The sequence below is a fragment of the Pseudoxanthomonas sp. SE1 genome (assembly GCF_029542205.1).
In the GTDB taxonomy this organism is placed as follows: Bacteria; Pseudomonadota; Gammaproteobacteria; order Xanthomonadales; family Xanthomonadaceae; genus Pseudoxanthomonas_A.
In genome coordinates, this window is the sequence record NZ_CP113783.1 from 2,978,838 (window position 1) to 2,996,548 (window position 17,711).

Here is a 17,711-nt window from a genome sequence, read left to right on the forward strand (position 1 = left end):
ACCATAGCCGCCGCTGCGCATGACGATGTCAACACGGCTTCACGAAGCTGCATCGCGTGCCACGTCGCGCCCCATCATCATCTCGATGACCCGCGCGGAACCGCCTTCGTGGAAGCCCGTCTGCGGAGCGAAACCATGCGGGTTGTGGAACGTGCCGAACAGCAGGTCGAATACCGGCAGTTCGGAATAGTTCTGCCGGTGCAGGCCGCGCGCATGGTGCCAGGAGTGCATCTCGGGGCGCTCGACGAACCAGCCCAGCCAGCGCGGCGTGCGCACGTTGGCATGGGTCAGCATCGCCAGCAGCGTGGCCGCCAGCAGCGCAAACGTGGTCGCCTCCGGGCTCAGCCCGACGACCAGCGTCAGCGCAAGACTGCCCACGGCGGTCCAGCCCAGCGTGTCGAGCGGACTGAACCAGAACGTGCTGAACGTATCCAGCCGCTCCGCGCTGTGATGCAGCTGGTGGCCGAAGCGCCACAGCACGTCGCTGGCATGCAATGCGCGGTGCCACGCGTAAGCGAGGGCCTGGTACACCAGCAGGCCGACCAGTCCGCCCAGCGGCCACGCCAGGTGACTGAGGTCGATCAACTGCAGGGGCAGCAGGTACTGCGTCCACAGCATCGGCAGATAGGACGACAGCAGGAAATAGAACACCGCCGCCAGCAGACCGCGCGTGCGCCAGCGCACGACGCGCGGCAGCATGCGTGCGGGGGCGATGGCTTCCCACAGCATCAGCACGGCATACATGCCGAAGAAGGCGAACGACAGGGGGTGGAGCAGGAGTTCGAGGGGCGATGGCATGGCGGCGGCGGCTCTGTTCTACTACGGGGGAGGCGGCACGATACGGGTCGCCGCACCCTGGCACCGCAGCCGTTTCCGCCGCCAACCTGACATTTCCGTCATGCCGCGCCGCGATCCCCCGACCATCGCCCTGCTCGCCACCCGCGGTGCCGCCGCGTCGGTGCTGTACGGCATGTACGACCTGTTCAACTCCGCGGGACGCGACTGGCCGGCGATGATCGGAGAGCCACCGGGTGCTTCGGTGTTCCGTCCCATCGTGGTGGCGCGCGACACCACGCCCATGCCGGTCATCAATGGCATCGTGGTGACCCCGGAGGTCGCGATGCGCGACCTGCCCGACCCGGACTTCATCTGCATCCCCGACCTGGCCATCTACCCGGGCGACATCGCCCTGCACGGCTACGAAGAGGAAGCCCACTGGCTGCGCGACTGCCATGCCCGCGGCAGCGTGATCGCCGCCGCCTGCACCGGCGCGATGCTGCTGGCGGAAACCGGCCTGCTCGACGGCAGCGATGCCACGACGCATTGGGCGTACTGCGACGCGATGGCCGAACGGCACCCCCGCGTGAAGGTCCACCCGCAGCGCGTGGTCGTCACCGCCGGACCGGACCAGCGGCTGGTGATGGGGGGTGGCGGCTCCAGCTGGCAGGACCTGTCGCTGTACCTGATCGCGCGCGTGGCCGGCATCGAGTGCGCCATGCAGACGGCGCGCGTGTTCCTGATCGACTGGCACCAGGCCGGCCAGCAGCCCTTCGCCAACCTGGCGCGCACGCGCACCAATTCGGACACCGCGATCACCCGGTCGCAGGTGTGGATCGCGCAGCATTACGACACGCCGGCCCCCGTCGCGGGCATGTTGCAGGCCAGCGGACTGGCCGAGCGCACATTCGCGCGCCGGTTCCAGCAGGCGACGGGCCTGTCACCGCTCGAGTACGTGCACACGCTGCGGCTGGAAGAAGCCAAGCAGCACCTGGAGGCCGGCGACGATTCCGTCGAGGCCATCGCGCAGGCCGTGGGCTACGAGGACGCCGCCTACTTCAGCCGCTTGTTCCGGCGCAAGGTCGGCCTGTCGCCCGCGCAGTACCGCCGGCGCTTCGGCGGCATGCGCCGCATGCTGCAACAGGTGGGCGCACCCTAGCGCGGCGCGCATCCCTGCTCACGCGCGCCGCAGCGACCAGAAGCCGATGTCGCGCCGCACGCGATAGCCAAGCTGCTCGTACAACTGCTTGGCCCGCGGATTTTCATGGCTGACATGCAGGAACGGCTGCACGCCGCGCGCCAGCGTGTCGTTGGTCAGCCACACGGTCAGGCGGCGTGCGTAGCCGCGGCCATTGAAGTCCGGGTGCGTGCAGATCGCGCTCATCTCGCGGGTGGCGTCGCTGCCCAGCCGCTCCCCGATCATCGCGGCCAGCCGGCCCTGCTCATAGATGCCGAAGTAGCGCCCCATGTCCATCGTGCACGGCCTGAAGTAATGCGGATACACCAGCGCCGTCAGCGCCAGCACATCGGCCCGCTGCGCTTCGCCCAACGGCACGATCTCCGGCCCGTCCACGGACGCCAGCGGCGCGTCGCAGACCATCTGCGCCAACGGCCGGAACGCCTGCAGCGCCCAGCCCACCGGGACCGTGGGCACGACGCCCAGCAGATAGACCGCTTCGCCCGGCGCCACCAGCCGCTCGAAGGCATCGCCCACACGGACTGCGGCCGACGCCACCCCGAGGAACGGCGCGTGGTCGGCCGGATACCGCGCGACGTCGCCTGCGCGCAATGCGATCCCGCGATGGATCGAATCCAGCGCGGACCAGAATGGATTGTCCAGCGTGTCGGTCATCGGCGGAGGAAGAGGTGGGGAACCGCGATTATCCATGCCTGGCGCGAAACGTCACGACGCGGCGAACCATCGTGCATCCGGGCGCCACGCTACGTATGCTGCGCGCATGACGACCCCTGCCCTTCGCTTCCTGCTGCGCATGCTCCCGCTTGCGCCCGCACTTCTGCTCGCAGGCTGCGTCACCGCGCCGCCGGCACCCACGCGCGCCCCTTCGGATACACGCAGCGAGATCGCGCGGCGCATGCCGGCGAAGGTCGTGGATCGCGAGCGCTGGGCCGCCGACATCGAGACCGCGTTCGCCGCGCAACGCATCGAACCCAACAGCGAGAACATCTGCGCGGTGCTGGCGGTGACCGAACAGGAATCCGGCTACGTCGCAAATCCGGCGGTCGCCAACCTGCCGAAGATCGCACGCGGGGAGATCGACCGTCGCGCGGCGGCGCTGCACGTGCCCGGGTTCCTGGTGGATGCCGCGCTGGCGCTGCGCTCGCCCGACGGGCGCAGCTATGCCGATCGCCTGCAGTCGGTGCGTACCGAGCGCGACCTGAGCGACATCTACGAGGACATGATCGGCAGCGTACCTCTGGGCAAGCGCCTGTTCGCGGACTACAACCCGGTGCAGACCGGTGGGCCGATGCAGGTCGGCATCCCCTTCGCGGAATCGAACGCTTCCGACTATCCCTATCCCATCGAAAGCAGCATCCGCGATGAAGTGTTCACCCGTCGCGGTGGCCTGTATTTCGGCATTGCCCACCTGCTGGGGTACCAGACGCCCTACACGCGCAAGGTGCATCGCTTCGCCGACTACAACGCCGGCTGGTACGCCAGCCGGAATGCGGCCTTCCAGAGTGCCGTCGGCATCGCGACCGGGGTGTCCCTCGCACTGGACGGCGACCTGCTGAATCCCGGCGCGCCACTGGACACACCGGGCCAGACCGAACGCGCGGTCCGCAGGTTGGCCGACGCGTTGCGGATGGACGACCGTGCGATCCGCGCCGCACTCCAACGCGGCAACCGGCTCGATTTCGGCGATACCGACCTGTACGCGCGCGTGTACGCCCTGGCCGAGGCACGCGCCGGCAAGCCGCTGCCGCGCGCGATGATCCCCGGCATCAAGCTGGAAAGTCCCAAGATCACCCGCGACCTCACCACCGCGTGGTTCGCCACGCGCGTGGACGAGCGCTACCGGCGTTGCCTGCAGCGCTGAGACCGCGCATCAGCCGGCCAGCCCGCCCCACCAGCGCGCGAACGCCTGCCAAGGCTGCGTGCCCGGCACCACGTGCATCAGCACGAAGTTGGCCACGAACACCAGCGTGACGAAGCGGAACACGCCGCGGCCACGCGGGGCTGCACGTTCGCACCACATCAGCAGCCCCAGCACGGCGAAGGTCAGCGCGTAACCGCCCCACGACGGATTGATGCGCACGCCTTCGGGCAACAGCGCCAGTACCAGGCGCGCCATCGCCGGATCGATCATCACCAGCGCCGTGGCCACCATGTAGCGCGCGTGCAGCGCCGGGTCGCGGCGGTGGCGGATCGCCAGGCCCCAGAACAGCGCCAGCATCACCGACGCCGCCGTGCCCAGGTACAGCAACGTCGCCTGCAGGCCGAACATCTCCGGCGGCGACGCGGCCATGCGCAGGTGCGACAGCCACAGCGCTGTCACCAGCACGCCCGGCATCACGCCATACGAAAACTGCCCCACCTGCCGGTGGAGCGACATGCGCCGCGTACGCACCAGCCAGGGCTGTACCAGCAGCATGGCGATCCACGCCAGCATGAAGCCCGCATGCAGGTGCGTGACCAGATCGGCCAGGCCCAGGCGACTGAAGTACGTCTTCCAGAATCCCGCCAGCACCAACGCCGCCAGCGCCAGGATCCACGCCATGCTGCCGATGCCCCACGGGCCGGTCCGGCGCGGCACCGCGCCGGTTGCAGAAACCGCCATCACACCACCTTCGTCATGATCGTGGCAGGTTGAACGCCGCGCCCGGCCGGTACCGGCCAGCCGTCTGTCGAATTCCACCCGCCCCATTCGTCGCATCCATGAAGGCGCCATTCCGGCGTCGCATTCCGGAGGTTTCCCATGCCGTACATCGATGGTTTCGTGGCCGCCGTGCCGACCGCCAACAAACAGAAGTTCATCGACCATGCCAACCACGGCGACCCGGTGTTCATCGAACAGGGGGCTACCCGGGTCATCGAGTGCTGGGGCGACGACGTGCCCGACGGCACCGTCACCGATTTCCGCAAGGCCGTGCAGGCGAAGGACGACGAAAGCGTGGTGTTCTCGTGGATCGAATGGCCCGACAAGCCCACCCGCGACGCCGGCATGAAGAAGATGATGGAAGACCCGCGCATGTCGCCGGAAAACAACCCGATGCCGTTCGACGGCAAACGACTGATCTATGGCGGCTTCACCCCGGCACTGGAACTGGGCGGCACGGATGCACCCTCATCCTATGTCGACGGTTTCATCCTCGCCGCACCTACGGCGAAGAAGACGGCTTTCACCGACTATGCCAATACCTTCGACACCATCTTCATGGGGTTTGGCGCCACCCGGATCATCGAAGGCTGGGGCGACGACGTGCCACGCGGCACCCAGACCGACTTCTTCCGCGCAGTGCAGGCGAAAGACGATGAAACCGTGGCGTTCTCGTGGGTGGAGTGGCCGGACAAGGCCACGCGCGATGCCGGCATGCAGAAGATGATGGAAGACCCGCGCATGGACCCGTCCAATCCCGACAATCCGCCGATGCCGTTCGACGGCCAGCGCATGGTCTACGGCGGATTCTCGCCGGTAGTCGAACTGCGCGGCTGATCCGCACGCCCATCCCCGCACGCCGGGGGCCACGCCATGTCGGCTCCCGGCGCAAGATCGACCAGGAAGAACTCGCCCGATGCCTCGCCATCGGCCTGCGCGAACAGCAGCCGTCTTCCGTCCGGCGACAGCAACGGCCCCACCTGGAAGACATCATCGCGCGCCGGAACGCGACCGCGTTCGCGCCACGCATCGCCGTCGCGATCGTAGACATACAGGTGCGAGCGGGTACCGCGATTGGCGACCACCACCAGTACCCGGCCATCGCGCGCGAGAGCGGCCTCGTATTCATCGGCCGCCGTGTTGACCGGTGCCGGCAGCGGCGCGACATCCCAGCCCCCGTCGACATGCGGCGTGGCGATATAAAGATCACGCCCACCTGCACCTCCCGGGCGATGCGACCCGAACAGCAGGCGGCCATCGGGCAGCGGCCGGGGCAGCAATTCGGTCTGCGGCGAATTCACCGGCGCGGGCAGCCGCTCGGGTTCGCCGAAGCGGCCGTCGGCGTGGCGCTGCACGCGCCAGATGTCCAGGTCGTCCTTGTTCGCGCGGTCGCTGGCGTAATACAGCCAAGTGCCATCGTGGCTGTAGGCGGGATCGGTTTCCAGCGCGTCGGCTGCACCGGCAAAGGCCGGCTCGCGTGGCGCACGCCATCGCCCGCCTTCGCACTGCGAAGTCAGCAGGCGATAACGGTCGAACGACGGCGGCGCGCGGAAGAAGAAGAGCTCGCGACCGTCCGGGGAGAACACGGGCGACGATTCGTATTGGTCACTGCTCAGCGCAGGCGGCGTCCATCGCTGCGGGACAGGGATGGGGAGATCTCCGGGTTCGCCCGCCACGCCGCTGGCGGCAAGACAGGAAAGCAGCAGTACACCTGTGGCGCGCAGCATGTCGGTGCCTCCTTCAAGGGCTGGCGCGACGCTACGCGGCAGGATGCGTGGCGCGAAGCGAGCATTTCGCAAGTCAGCCTTGAACGTGGCTCAATCTGCGTGCCAGCCATCCGCATCTGCACGCTGGACGATGCCTGCCTGACAACGACAAGGCTCCCGCGCCAATGCATTCGGATGCAATCCGGCGCGAACCCGCATGGTGCGAAAGTCGGACGGCGAACGCACGCATGCGGTGCGTTTCGGGTTCCTGGCCGATATCCGATCCTTTCCCATGCACGTACATGCGTGTATGCGGCGCCACTGCACGACGCTGGCGCGACGCGCACCGTTCGCGTGCATGGCATCGCGTGAAAAGCGTGCGAAGAACACAGCACGGAACGGTGATTACTTTCGTTGTGCACCGCGCCATCGTGTGATCCATGCCTCGTTTCAAGCGGTTTGCTGCCGCCTAAGGTGCAGGCGGTAGCAAGGCGATGACAGAAATGTGTAACGCCCACTACCCGGAGTGCGGGCGGTATCCGCGTGGCCGCTGACTGCACTCGCGCAAGAACAACTTCGACACCACACGGCACATTCAAGGGGCGCACCGCATGGGCAACAGAGAGAAGCCGCACGTACGTGTTTCGAGCACGCCATTGGCATCCGCAGTGAAATGGGCCCTCGCCGCCGCCACCCTGGTCGGCAGCAGCACCGCCATCGCGCAGACGACGGAACCCCCACCCGCGCCGGCGACAACGCCACCCGCAGAGGAAGCCACCACGCTCGATACCGTCTCGGTGCTGGGCAACCGTGGCCAGCCGCGCACCGTGTCCTCCTCCGCCGTGCCGATCGACATCATCAGTGCGGAGGAATTCCGCAACCAGGGCGCCACCGATGCACTCGACCAACTGCGCGTGCTGGTGCCCTCATTCAATGTCAGCACCATCCCGATCGATGACGCCGCCAGCCTGATCCGGCCGGCCAACCTGCGCGGCCTGCCGCCGGACAACACGCTGGTACTGGTCAACGGCAAGCGCTTCCACCGCTCCGCCGTGATCACCTTCCTCGGCCACGGCCTGTCCGACGGCTCGCAGGGTCCCGATCTTTCCGTCTTCCCCTCGCTCGCACTGGAGCAGGTGGAAGTGCTGCGCGACGGCGCGGCCGCGCAATACGGTTCGGACGCCATCGCGGGCGTCGTGAATTTCGGGTTGAAGAAAATCAGCGAAGGCGGGGCTTTCGAAGCCTTCGCCGGCCAGTACTACGAAGGCGATGGCTTCACCACCCAGTATTCCGCGCAGATCGGCCTGCCCCTGACCGAGCGCGGCTACGCCACGCTGACCGCCGAATGGCGCCAGGCCGATGACACCTCGCGCAGCGTGCAGCGCGACGACGCCGCAGCCGCGATCGCGGCCGGCTATCCGGGCGTGCCGGTGCCGGCACAGATCTGGGGCTCGCCGAAGGTGGACGACGACCTCAAGTTCGTCGCCAACCTCGGCATCACCGGCGACAGCGTCGATGTCTATCTGTTCGGCAACTACGCGCAGCGCGAGGTCGACGGCGGCTTCTACTTCCGTGACCCCACCGCGCGCTCCGGCGTGTACTCCAACGACGGCGGCGAGACGCTGCTGATCGGCGACACCACCGGCGCCGGCGGTTGCCCGACCATCGCCCTGCGCGACGTCAACGGCAACCTCATCCCGTACAGCACGGTCAGCACTGCAGTGGCCGCGCTGCCTGTCAACTGCTTCACCTTCCTGTCCACGTTGCCCGGGGGCTTCACGCCGCGCTTCGGCGGCAGTCTGGAGGACATGTCCGTGGTCGGCGGCGTCAAGGGTACCTGGGGCAGCGCATGGCACTGGGATGTCAGCGCGACCTACGGCCGCAACGATATCGACTTCGTCATCTACAACACGGTCAATGCGTCGCTCGGCGCGGCACAGCCCACGGGCCTGCGCTTCAATCCCGGCGGCAATACCCAGACCGAGAAGGGCGTGAACTTCGACGTCGGCCGCGACATCGAGACCTCGTTCACCGCCGAAGCCCTGCGCCTGTCCGCGGGTGCGGAATGGCGCGAGGAGAGTTTCGAGGTGAAGGCCGGCGACGATGCCTCCACCGGCATCGGCCCGTTGACCGAACAGGGTTTCGCACTGGGCTCGAACGGCTTCAACGGCTTCAGCCCGCGCACCGCGGGCGAATGGGATCGCCGCAACTGGGCGGTCTACCTGGACCTGGAAGCGCAGTTCACCGAACAGTTGCTGCTCGCTGCCGCCGTGCGCCACGAGGATTTCGACGACTTCGGCAGTACCACCAACGGCAAGCTGACCGCGCGCTTCGACGTGTCCGACACCTTCGCCCTGCGCGGCGCATACAACACCGGCTTCCGCGCGCCCACGCCCGGCCAGGCCAACATCAGCCAGATCAGTACCGCGTTCAACGGCAGCGTGCTGGAGGACATCGCCACGCTACCGCCGACCAATCCCATCGCCATCCTGAAGGGCGCCCAGGCGCTGACGCCGGAAGAGTCCAAGAACCTCTCGCTGGGCATGGTGTGGAGCAGCGGCGACTGGCTGGTCACCCTGGACGGCTACCGCATCGAGGTGGAAGACCGCATTGCCCTGAGCACCAGCTTCGCGCTGACGCCCGAGGAACGCGATGCACTGGTGGCCTCCGGCAATCCGGAAGCGGCGTCGCTGAGTTCGGTGACCTACTTCGGCAATGCGTTCGACACCACCACCACCGGCGTGGACCTGGTCACCAGCGTCGAGACGGACCACTTCGGCGGCACGACCACCTATTCGCTCGCCGCCAACTGGAACAAGACCGAGGTGGACCGTTACGACCCCAACTTCATCAACGAAGCCCGCGTCTACAAGATCGAGGAATCGCTGCCGAAGACCAAGGGCTATTTCAGCGTCAACCACAAACGCGAGGTCTTCCACGCGAATCTGCGCCTGGGCTACTACGGCTCCTGGTACGAGGATCACCTGGACAGCGGCGCCATCAGCATCGACGACGGCGGCCTGCCGATCTACGAGGACAGCAAGGTGATCGTGGATGCCGAAGTGGGCTGGACGTTCCCCTCCGGCCTGTACGTCAACGTCGGTGCGCAGAACCTGTTCGACGAAACCCCGGACGACAACCCGTGGGGTGCGGCCGTGGCGGGCGCGGCCTACCCCGTGCACTCGCCCTACGGCTTCAACGGCGGCTTCTACTACGCACGCGTGGGCTGGAAGTTCTGATCGCGCGCACCGGTGCCCCGCACGGGGCACCGGTGCGTCCTTCCCCCGGCCTGATCAGGTGCCTGCGGCGCGGCGTCAGCGGGCCGCGCGTACCCATGGCGCAAGGACGCGCAGCCAGTGCGCGCGCCAGGTGAGCATGAACGCGGTGGCGAGCGCGCCCGCCGCGAGACTCATCACCCACACCAGCACCGCCATGGAGGCGTGGTCGACCACCAGACACAGGGCCAGCGCGACAACCAGGCCCGCGGCGCCCAGCAGGCGCAACAAGCCCGGCGTATGACGGGAACATCCAGGCGCCCATACCTGCTGCACGTGGGCCTGCATCGACAGGGCCAGCCATGCCATGCCGGCCATGCTGGAGAGCAACGCCATCAGCAGCAGGCATGCCGTCATGGACTCAGGCATGCGACGCCTCCACGCCGGCCACGCGCATCCCGGCCGCAACGGCACGCCGCCTCAGGATGCGTGCCGTGATCAACGCGACGGCCGCGGTCGCCAGCAATGACAGGTCCACGCCCGCGACAGGCCAATAGCCAGCGCGCAGCGTGGCGAGCAGGTGGTCGCCGGTCGTCACCCAGTTCAGCAGCACGGCGACCATCGCCAGCACCGCTATCGTCCCGCATTGCTCGCGCCAGGCGGGATTGGCCAGCCCGCGCGCGACCGGCGCGCTGCGCCAACCGGCATGCAGCAACGCCAGCACCCAGGTTCCCCAGAAGGCGTAGCGCTCCCAGTCGCCGCGTGCCGACAGGTCTTCAGGCAACACGCGGTTGGCGACCAGTATCCCGAGCGCGGCCAGCACCATGCCCGTCACCGTGGTGACGGCCAGGGCATCGACCACCCTCGCGCCCTGGCTGCCGCGCTGGGCATGCTGGCGCTTGCGCTTCTCGACGAAGAACACGAACCCGGTCGCGATGCACACCGCACCCGCCAGTCCACCCAGCACGTAGAACCAGCGCAGCAGCCAGTGGCGGAAGTGCTGCAGGTGCAGGCCGGTGAGGAATTCGCTGACGCGGCCCACTGGGGTGGCGGCAGGATCCTCGCGGATCAGTTCGCCGGTCGATGCCTTGTAGTGGATGCCGTCGCCCACCAGCGCGATGCGGTCGGTGCCCGCGCGGTAGACGCTGACGTAGCCATTGGCATCGCCCACGTGCTGCAGCACCAGGAAGCCGACGTCGCCCGCCTTGTCCCTGGCCGCCCAACGGCGCTGCGCATCGGCCACCATCGCGTCGACATTGGCCAGGCCTGCAGGCACGCCGGCGCGCTCATGCGGCAGGCCGGTCTCGCGCGCTTCCACTTCCGCGTGCAGGTCATGCAGCCCGTGCAACTGCGTGTGGCCGAGCGGGAAGTAGTACGTGGCGGCGAAGATCAGCAGGCCGGTGAACGCGAAGAAAAAATGGAACGGCAATGCGACGACGCCGGTCAGGTTGTGCAGATCCAGCACGCTGCGCAGGCGCGCCTTGTCCGGCCGGAAGGTGAAGAACTCACGGAAGATCTTGCGGTGCATCACCACGCCGCTGACCAGCGCGGCCAGCATGATCAACGCGGAAAAGCCGACGATCCAGATGCCCAGGTTCTTCCAGTCCAGGGTCAGGCCGTAGTGCATGGGATAGAAGAAGCCGCTGCCGACCTTGAGCCTGTCGTTGGGCAAGGGCGTGCCGTCGCGTGGATCGAGGGTGCCGTCGGCCCAGATGGTTTCCTCCGGATCCTTCGCATTTGGCACTTCGTATCCCGCGAACACCTGCAACACCGGGTCGCGGTGGGTGGTGTAGGCGCTCCAGCTGACCACGGTATCGAAGCGGGCCGGCATCTCGCCGCTGACGCGGGGACGCATCGCATCCACGGCTGCGGGCAGCGGCTGCATGCGCTCGAAAGCCGGGCGCAGCACCTTTTCATACGAAGGCATCGGTTGCGGCTCGAAACGCGTGGACGGGATCGCCCAGCGGTCGATTTCGCGATCGAACACCGACAGCGCGCCGAAGAAGAACGCGGCCATCAGCACGAAGCCCAGCACCAGGCCGAACCAGGTATGCAGCCATGCCATGGCCTGACGGAAGCTCGGGAACATGTCGGCCTCCTCAGACCAGCAGCGATTGCACGAACGAGCCCACGCCCGCCAGCAACGCACCGCCGCCGGCCAGCACCGCCCACGCCACCCACACCCGCCGCGCCGCGAACGTCCAGAGGAACGCCACCAGGAACGTCAGCACGCCCAGCAGGCTGGCGAGGAACTCGGCATCGTGGAAATCCATGCCGGCGGCGAACATCAGGCTGGCGCCAGCGGCGACGATGCCCCACGCGAAGGCATAGCCGCCGAACACGGCGGCGGTGATGCGGGCCGCCAAGTGGAGGCGTGGCGCGTGGAAGGAAGCGGCGGTGGTGCTGGACATGGCGATGGCTCGTGTCTCGGTGCGGGGAAGCGACGGCTCAGAACCGCCAGTTCAGGCTGAGCGTGTAGTTGCGCGGCGCGCCGTAGTAACCGCTGTAACGCAGCGTATTGATGTACTTCTCGTCGCCGATGTTGTTGACGTTGAGCCGCAGCGTGGCGTTCGGCAGGAAGTCCCACGCGGCGAAGCCGTTGAACACCGCGTAGCTGTCCTGGCGAACGGTGAAGCCGCTGGATTCCACGTTCGAAATGCTGCTCTGCCAGCGCCCGCCAATGCCGAAGGACAGTGCCGTATAGGTCGGCAGGCGCGCGCTCAGCAACAGGTTGGCCGTCCGGCGAGGCACCCAGCGATAGGTATCGTCTCCATCCTGCCCGGTCAGCTTCAGCGCGGTATAGCCGAACACCATGTCGACGTTGTCGCTCAGCTTGCCCGTGGCTTCGAATTCGACGCCCTTGGACTCGACGTCCACGCCTTCGTAGTAGAACTGGCCAAGGTCGTTGTAACCGGCACCGGTTGCCAGACCATCCTGCTCGGCCCGGAACACGGCCAGCGTGGTCAGCAGGCGCTTGTCCAGCCAATCGGCTTTCACACCCAACTCGTAGTTCGACCCCTTGGTCGGATCCAGGTAACGGCCGTCCGCATCCGACTGGCTCTGCGGCTGGTAGATGTCCGAATAGCTGACGTAGCCCAATACGTTGGGCGTGAAGTCGAAGGTCAGACCCGCGTAAGGACTGGTCTCGCTCTCGGTCTGATCGAATACCACGCCGTAGTTGACGCCTTCGCGGTGGTACTCGGCGTAGTTGAATCCGACCACGGCCTTGAGCCTGTCCGTCAGCGACAGTCGGGTCGCGCCGTAGGCGCGCTTGAGCCGCTCATCCAGCGTGCTGTAGACCGACAGATCGCCCCACACCGGCTCGGGGATCACGTCACCCGCCCACGGAAAGCCGGGCATCTCGATGTAACCGCAAAGTTCGGTGCCGCACATGGCGCCCGCGTACTGGCTGCTGACGCTTTCGCTCTTGGACCAGCTCACGCCAAGCATGACTTCCTGGTCGCGGCCGAACATGGGAAAGTGGCCATTGAGCGTCGCCGAGCCCAGATCGGCAGTGAACTTGTCGGCGCCGCCCCACGGATAACCATACAGCCCCAGATTGGTGCCCGGCTCCAGGCCAGTGGCCGCGAAATCAGTGGCGTAGAACAGCTTGTCGTCGTTGCGGATGTCGCGATGGTTGTAGGACAGCTTCATCTGCCAGTCTGCGCCCAGCTGGTGGGTGTACTCGATGAAACCGGTCTTGGTGGTCGTGTCCCAGTACGTCCAGTCCTGGGTGGTCGAGGCTCCGCGATCCCATTCGGCCTGCGTGCCATCGCTGTACATGAAGCCGAGCGCGCCCCACATGTTGCCGTTGGTCTTTCCTTCCTGCCAGGAATACCCCAGCGTCAACGTGCCGTTCTCGCCGATCTGGCCATCCACCACGCCATAGAGGAAGTCGCGCGTGTCGTCCTTGCCGCGCAGCCATGAATCGCCTTCCTCGTGCGCAGCCACCACCCGTCCGGCCCAGGTGCCGTTCTCGGTGAACGGCGTGGAGTAATCGACCTCCGCCCGCGTCGTGCCCCAGGAGCCGTAGCTGATGCCGACACTCCCCTGCGGATCGTTGGTAGGGCGCTTGCGCACGTAGTTGATCGTGCCGGCGGCATTGCCCACGCCGGTCAGCAGGCCATTGGCGCCACGGATGACCTCCAGCTTCTCGTAGCCCAAGGTGTCCTGCGTGCCGGTGACGATGCCCCAGCTGTTGGGCAGACCGACGCCATCGATCTGGGTATTGGCGATGTCGAAGCCGCGCGCGGTGAAGTTGGTACGGTTGGTTTCCCATTCCTCCACCTGGATGCCGGTCGCCATGCGCAACGCTTCGTTGAGGCTGTCGGTACCGAACTGCATCATCTGCTCGCTGCTCACCACGCTGATCGACTGCGGCGTTTCCTTGATCGCGAGGTCGAGGTTGGTGGCGCCGTTGCTGACGCGGCTGGCGCGCTGACCGACGACCATCACCGCATCGAGGTCGGTCGCTGTCGCGGAAGCATCCGCGGCCGCCTGGACGGCAGGCACTGCGTCCTGCGGCGCGGCGATTGCCGTGCCCGCCGTGCAGGCCAGAGCGATGCAGATGGCGGTACGCAGCCGCGCCGCCTTGGGGGGGTGGCAAGGGAGCGACGGCACGGGAAGACAGCAGGATGGGGGGGACGTGGAGGGCATGGGGGGGGTATCGGGGAGGGGATGGAGTTGCGCGGCCGTGGCGGACAACGACATCCCCGCCCGCGACACCACGCGATGCGGTCATTAGATGCGAATGGTTCTTATTTTGCAAGGCTCAGGTATACCGGTTACCTCGCGAAACGCAGGCGGCACCTGCCCGCGCGCCCTGGCCTGGAACGCCGGGCAACGGGATCCGCCGCGCTTGTGGCATGCACGCACAGACCCGGCACGGAAGGTGCCGGGCGGGCCCGAAGGCCTCGATCAGAGCTTGAACAGCGGCTGCAGGCGTCGCGCCAGCCAGCCCGGGAAGCGCAGCGGCGCATCCAGGGCGGAGACGCAGATGCAGGCGACGCCGGGCACGGTTACCGGCTGGTGCTCGACGTCGCTGTCCAGGTCGGCCACGTCACCGGGGGCGAAGTGCCCCAGCGCATCGTGGTAGGCACCGCGCAGGATCTGGGTAAGTTCCGTCCCGCCATGGCTGTGCACGGGCATGCTGCGGCCGGGGCCGATCTTCAGCATCAGCAGCGTGCCTGTCGGCGTGCCCGCCGCCCGGATGCAATGCACGCCCGGCGCCATCCAGCGCCATTTCAAGGCACGGTAGGACGTGCCGAAATAAGGATGCAGCGGCGCCGGCAGGCGATCATCCGTCTCGTACGGCGCGATCCGCGGTGGTGGCGCCACCGCGACAGGCTCATCATCGAGGCGACGCAGCATCGCCTCGCGCAGGACGGCCTGGTGTCCTTCGTCCGGGGCGCCCGGTCCGGGCTGCTGGTGTTCGATCAGCTGTCCCCCGATGCATTCGGCCTCCTCCACGCGCGCGCGGCAATGCGCACAGGTTTCCAGGTGCGTGGCGGCGACGATCGCCATCTCGACGGTCAGCGCGCCCGCCGCGTAGCTGACCAGGGTGGAGGGATCGAGATGATGGTGCGGATTCACGGCTGTCCCCGTACTTGGCCCTGCAGGCGCAGGAACGCGCGCCGCAGGTGCGACTTCACCGTGCCCAGCGGCATGCCGAGTTCGTCGGCGATTTCCTGGTGACTCTTGGCTTCGAAATACGACATCCGCATCAACCTCGCCTGCACCGCCGGCAGTTCCTCAATGCGGCGTTGCAGGTGGACGTGCTCGGCGTAGTCCTCCGCCGACGTGAAGGGCCGGGCCAACTCCTCGTCCGTGCCCTGGCACGCATCCTCCAGCACCTGCACCCAGCTTGGCTCGCGTCGCACGCGGTCGATGTGGAGGTTGCGGCCGATCCGGAACAGCCACGTGGACACCGCGCCCTGCTGCGGATCGTACATGGCCGCCCGCTGCCACAGGCGCAGCAGCGCCTCCTGCGAGAGCTCTTCCGCCACCGCCTCGGGACTGCCCAGCCCGCGCAGGTACAGGCACAGGCGCGGCATGAAGTGATCGTAGATCCGCATGAAGCTGCCTCGGTCGCGCAGCCGCGCCACCGCGATCATCTCGCGGGTCCAGTCATGCGTATCCCGGGTGGAGGGCGTGGGCGTGGACACCGGCCGTGCCGCCCCGCGGGGCGACGTGATCCTTGTGAAGTCGGACGGCATGGTATGCCAAGCCCCGTTGCTGGTCGTGATGGGCGTATGTACGGGCGGGATCGCCGTTTGGATGCGGCGTCATCCGATGCCCGGGTGCATCCGCCCTGCCCCGCGCGGCGTAGGACGAACCGGTCCAGCCCCTGGAATCCAGACGCATGTCCATACACCGCCACCTGCTTGCGCTGTCGATGGGCGCCATCGGCGCCTGTGCGGCCGGTCCCGCCCGTGCGGACACCGACATCCAGCACCAGGAAGCCCGGGCCCATGCCCGCAAGGGCGAAACGCTGCTCTACCGCGAATCGCACTGGCGTTACCGGCAGGAGGGAACGGCGCGCCGGCTGGTGCTGTACCGGTGTCCGGATGGCCGTGCGTTCGCGCGCAAGACCGTGGTCGAACGCGCCATCGCCCAGGCACCGGACTTCGATTTCCAGGATGCGCGGGATGGCTATCGGGAAGGCGTGCGCAGCGGACCGCAGGGGCGCGTGGTCTACGTCCGGGCGGACGCGCGCGCTCCCCTGAAGGAACGTGCGCTGGTCGTACCCGCCGATGGCGTGATCGATGCGGGCTTCGATGCCAGCGTGCGCCGGCATTGGGCGACCCTTCGCGCCGGTGACGACGTGACCCAACCCTTCCTGCTGCCCAGCAGGATGTCCTTCGTGCCGGTACGCCTGCAGCCCGGACCGTCCGCGATGGCAGGGCATTCCCGCGCAGCGCATGACCATGCGACTGGACCGCTGGTACGGCTTCGTCGCACCCTCGATGGAACTGACCTACGCGAACATCGACCAACGCCTGCTGGAATTCGCCGGCATCGCCACCATCCGCGACAGCGCGGGGCGGCACCAGGACGTGCGCATCGTGTTCCCCGAACCCGCCAAGCCCGCCGATGCCGGCGCCCTGCAGCGCGCTTTCGCCACGCCGCTCGTGCAGCGGTGCACGTCCTGAGCGTCGTACCGCGTGCATCCGATCGCCGCCTGCACACGTATGTGCCGTGAATGCAGCGGAGACAGAGCGATGCCGGCCAGCGTTTCATCCCTCTCCACGCTGGCGGCACGCGGTCTGGCGGCCGTGCGTCGCTGGTTCGACACGCAGATGGCGGATGACGAAGACGCAGGGCGCGCCCGCGAGATCGACTGGCTGCGTGCCGTCCCCTTCATCGGCATGCACCTTGCGTGCGTGGCCGTGCTGTGGGTCGGCGTATCGCCTGCCGCGGTGATCGCGGCAGTGGCGCTCTACGCCGTGCGCATGTTCGCGATCACCGGCTTCTATCACCGCTACTTCTCGCACCGCACGTTCCGCACGTCGCGCGTGCTGCAGTTCGTGTTCGCGCTGATCGGCGCCGCCAGCGTGCAGCGCGGCCCATTGTGGTGGGCTGCGCACCACCGCAACCACCATCGCCATGCCGACACCCCCGCGGACCCGCATTCGCCCGCGGTGCACGGCTTCTGGTGGAGCCACGCGGGCTGGTTCCTCACCCGCGGCGGCTTCCGCACGGACTGGGCGCGCATTCCCGACCTTGCGCGCTATCCGGAACTGCGCTGGCTGGACCGCTACGACACCGTCGTGCCGGTGTTGCTGGCCGCCAGCCTGTATGCGGCCGGGGAACTGCTGCAGCACGTCGCGCCGCAGTGGGGAACGGACGGCCCGCAGTTGCTGGTGTGGGGCTTCTTCGTGTCCACCGTTGTGCTGTTCCATGCCACGGTCACCATCAATTCGCTGGCGCACCGCTTCGGGCGCCGCCGCTTCGACACGCACGACGACAGCCGCAACAACGTCTGGCTCGCGCTGCTGACCTTCGGCGAGGGTTGGCACAACAACCACCACTTCTTCCCTGGTACCGCGCGCCAGGGGTTCCGCTGGTGGGAGATCGACCTGACCTGGTACGGACTGCGGCTGCTCGCCCTGGTCGGCCTGGTGCAGGAACTCAAGCCCGTGCCCGCCTGGGTGCTGGCCAAGGCGAGGCATTGA

At 67.5% G+C, this 17,711-nt stretch carries 16 protein-coding genes and 1 pseudogene; 7 read left to right on the forward strand and 10 right to left on the reverse strand.

Annotation, left to right across the window (positions count from 1 at the left end; translation table 11 throughout):
- Positions 1 to 39: 39 nt before the first annotated feature.
- Positions 40 to 798, reverse strand: a complete 759-nt coding sequence (locus tag OY559_RS14050; RefSeq protein ID WP_277726861.1) for a sterol desaturase family protein — start codon at positions 796 to 798, stop codon at positions 40 to 42.
- Between OY559_RS14050 and OY559_RS14055 the strand changes: the two genes are divergently transcribed.
- Positions 797 to 1,936, forward strand: a complete 1,140-nt coding sequence (locus OY559_RS14055; RefSeq protein WP_277726862.1) for a GlxA family transcriptional regulator — start codon at positions 797 to 799, stop codon at positions 1,934 to 1,936. The two genes, OY559_RS14050 and OY559_RS14055, sit on opposite strands and share 2 nt — an antisense overlap.
- Positions 1,937 to 1,954: 18 nt before the next feature.
- Here the strand turns inward: OY559_RS14055 and OY559_RS14060 are convergent, their stop codons facing one another.
- Positions 1,955 to 2,629 (reverse strand): GNAT family N-acetyltransferase, encoded by a 675-nt coding sequence (locus OY559_RS14060; protein ID WP_277726863.1) that lies wholly within the window; start codon positions 2,627 to 2,629, stop codon positions 1,955 to 1,957.
- A 106-nt stretch (positions 2,630 to 2,735) separates the two neighbouring features.
- Between OY559_RS14060 and OY559_RS14065 the strand changes: the two genes are divergently transcribed.
- Positions 2,736 to 3,836, forward strand: a complete 1,101-nt coding sequence (locus OY559_RS14065; protein ID WP_277726864.1) for a DUF1615 domain-containing protein — start codon at positions 2,736 to 2,738, stop codon at positions 3,834 to 3,836.
- A gap of 9 nt (positions 3,837 to 3,845) precedes the next feature.
- On the opposite strand, the gene OY559_RS14070 is transcribed toward OY559_RS14065, so the two are convergent.
- Complete coding sequence (locus tag OY559_RS14070; RefSeq protein WP_277726866.1) at positions 3,846 to 4,577, reverse strand: hypothetical protein; 732 nt, start codon at positions 4,575 to 4,577, stop codon at positions 3,846 to 3,848.
- Positions 4,578 to 4,715: 138 nt separating this feature from the next.
- Between OY559_RS14070 and OY559_RS14075 the strand changes: the two are divergent.
- Positions 4,716 to 5,069 (forward strand): annotated as a pseudogene (locus OY559_RS14075) (DUF1428 domain-containing protein); the annotation flags it as partial.
- Positions 5,064 to 5,453, forward strand: coding sequence for a DUF1428 domain-containing protein (locus OY559_RS14080; RefSeq protein WP_277730015.1), 390 nt, complete (start codon positions 5,064 to 5,066; stop codon positions 5,451 to 5,453). The pseudogene OY559_RS14075 and the gene OY559_RS14080, both read left to right, overlap by 6 nt.
- Here OY559_RS14080 and OY559_RS14085 read toward each other — a convergent pair.
- Entirely contained in the window at positions 5,414 to 6,343 is a 930-nt protein-coding gene (locus tag OY559_RS14085) for a TolB family protein (RefSeq protein ID WP_277726867.1), read from the reverse strand. The genes OY559_RS14080 and OY559_RS14085 overlap by 40 nt on opposite strands.
- Positions 6,344 to 6,990: 647 nt before the next feature.
- Here OY559_RS14085 and OY559_RS14090 point away from each other — a divergent pair.
- Positions 6,991 to 9,561, forward strand: coding sequence for a TonB-dependent receptor plug domain-containing protein (locus OY559_RS14090; protein WP_277726868.1), 2,571 nt, complete (start codon positions 6,991 to 6,993; stop codon positions 9,559 to 9,561).
- A gap of 75 nt (positions 9,562 to 9,636) precedes the next feature.
- Here OY559_RS14090 and OY559_RS14095 read toward each other — a convergent pair whose 3' ends face one another.
- From OY559_RS14095 to OY559_RS14120, 6 genes are all read right to left on the reverse strand, one after another.
- The gene (locus tag OY559_RS14095) at positions 9,637 to 9,966 is read right to left on the reverse strand and encodes a DUF3325 family protein (protein ID WP_277726869.1); all 330 of its coding nucleotides are present in this window, start codon (positions 9,964 to 9,966) and stop codon (positions 9,637 to 9,639) included.
- A complete protein-coding gene (locus tag OY559_RS14100; protein ID WP_277726870.1) occupies positions 9,959 to 11,626 on the reverse strand; it encodes a PepSY-associated TM helix domain-containing protein in 1,668 nt (555 codons plus the stop codon). The genes OY559_RS14095 and OY559_RS14100 overlap by 8 nt, the downstream gene beginning before the upstream one ends.
- A gap of 10 nt (positions 11,627 to 11,636) precedes the next feature.
- Entirely contained in the window at positions 11,637 to 11,948 is a 312-nt protein-coding gene (locus OY559_RS14105) for an iron uptake protein (protein ID WP_277726871.1), read from the reverse strand.
- Positions 11,949 to 11,985: 37 nt separating this feature from the next.
- Positions 11,986 to 14,157, reverse strand: a complete 2,172-nt coding sequence (locus tag OY559_RS14110; RefSeq protein ID WP_277726872.1) for a TonB-dependent siderophore receptor — start codon at positions 14,155 to 14,157, stop codon at positions 11,986 to 11,988.
- A 297-nt stretch (positions 14,158 to 14,454) separates the two neighbouring features.
- Positions 14,455 to 15,129, reverse strand: a complete 675-nt coding sequence (locus tag OY559_RS14115) for a ChrR family anti-sigma-E factor (protein WP_277726873.1) — start codon at positions 15,127 to 15,129, stop codon at positions 14,455 to 14,457.
- A complete protein-coding gene (locus OY559_RS14120) occupies positions 15,126 to 15,650 on the reverse strand; it encodes a sigma-70 family RNA polymerase sigma factor (RefSeq protein WP_277730016.1) in 525 nt (174 codons plus the stop codon). The genes OY559_RS14115 and OY559_RS14120 overlap by 4 nt, the downstream gene beginning before the upstream one ends.
- 807 nt (positions 15,651 to 16,457) lie before the next feature.
- Here OY559_RS14120 and OY559_RS14125 point away from each other — a divergent pair.
- Together OY559_RS14125 and OY559_RS14130 are read left to right on the forward strand one after the other, a co-directional pair.
- On the forward strand, positions 16,458 to 16,688 hold the full coding sequence (locus OY559_RS14125; RefSeq protein WP_277726874.1) for a hypothetical protein: 231 nt from the start codon (positions 16,458 to 16,460) through the stop codon (positions 16,686 to 16,688).
- 69 nt (positions 16,689 to 16,757) lie between these two features.
- Positions 16,758 to 17,711, forward strand: a complete 954-nt coding sequence (locus OY559_RS14130; protein WP_277726875.1) for an acyl-CoA desaturase — start codon at positions 16,758 to 16,760, stop codon at positions 17,709 to 17,711.

Coding starts and splice junctions, on each gene's coding strand:
- OY559_RS14125 (WP_277726874.1), top strand. CDS start 16,458: ATGACCATGCGACTGGACCGCTGGTACGGCTTCGTCGCACCCTCGATG.
- OY559_RS14095 (WP_277726869.1), bottom strand. CDS start 9,966: ATGCCTGAGTCCATGACGGCATGCCTGCTGCTGATGGCGTTGCTCTCC.
- OY559_RS14120 (WP_277730016.1), bottom strand. CDS start 15,650: ATGATCGCGGTGGCGCGGCTGCGCGACCGAGGCAGCTTCATGCGGATC.
- OY559_RS14105 (WP_277726871.1), bottom strand. CDS start 11,948: ATGTCCAGCACCACCGCCGCTTCCTTCCACGCGCCACGCCTCCACTTG.
- OY559_RS14070 (WP_277726866.1), bottom strand. CDS start 4,577: ATGGCGGTTTCTGCAACCGGCGCGGTGCCGCGCCGGACCGGCCCGTGG.
- OY559_RS14100 (WP_277726870.1), bottom strand. CDS start 11,626: ATGTTCCCGAGCTTCCGTCAGGCCATGGCATGGCTGCATACCTGGTTC.
- OY559_RS14055 (WP_277726862.1), top strand. CDS start 797: ATGGCGGCGGCGGCTCTGTTCTACTACGGGGGAGGCGGCACGATACGG.
- OY559_RS14085 (WP_277726867.1), bottom strand. CDS start 6,343: ATGCTGCGCGCCACAGGTGTACTGCTGCTTTCCTGTCTTGCCGCCAGC.
- OY559_RS14060 (WP_277726863.1), bottom strand. CDS start 2,629: ATGACCGACACGCTGGACAATCCATTCTGGTCCGCGCTGGATTCGATC.
- OY559_RS14050 (WP_277726861.1), bottom strand. CDS start 798: ATGCCATCGCCCCTCGAACTCCTGCTCCACCCCCTGTCGTTCGCCTTC.
- OY559_RS14065 (WP_277726864.1), top strand. CDS start 2,736: ATGACGACCCCTGCCCTTCGCTTCCTGCTGCGCATGCTCCCGCTTGCG.
- OY559_RS14130 (WP_277726875.1), top strand. CDS start 16,758: ATGCCGGCCAGCGTTTCATCCCTCTCCACGCTGGCGGCACGCGGTCTG.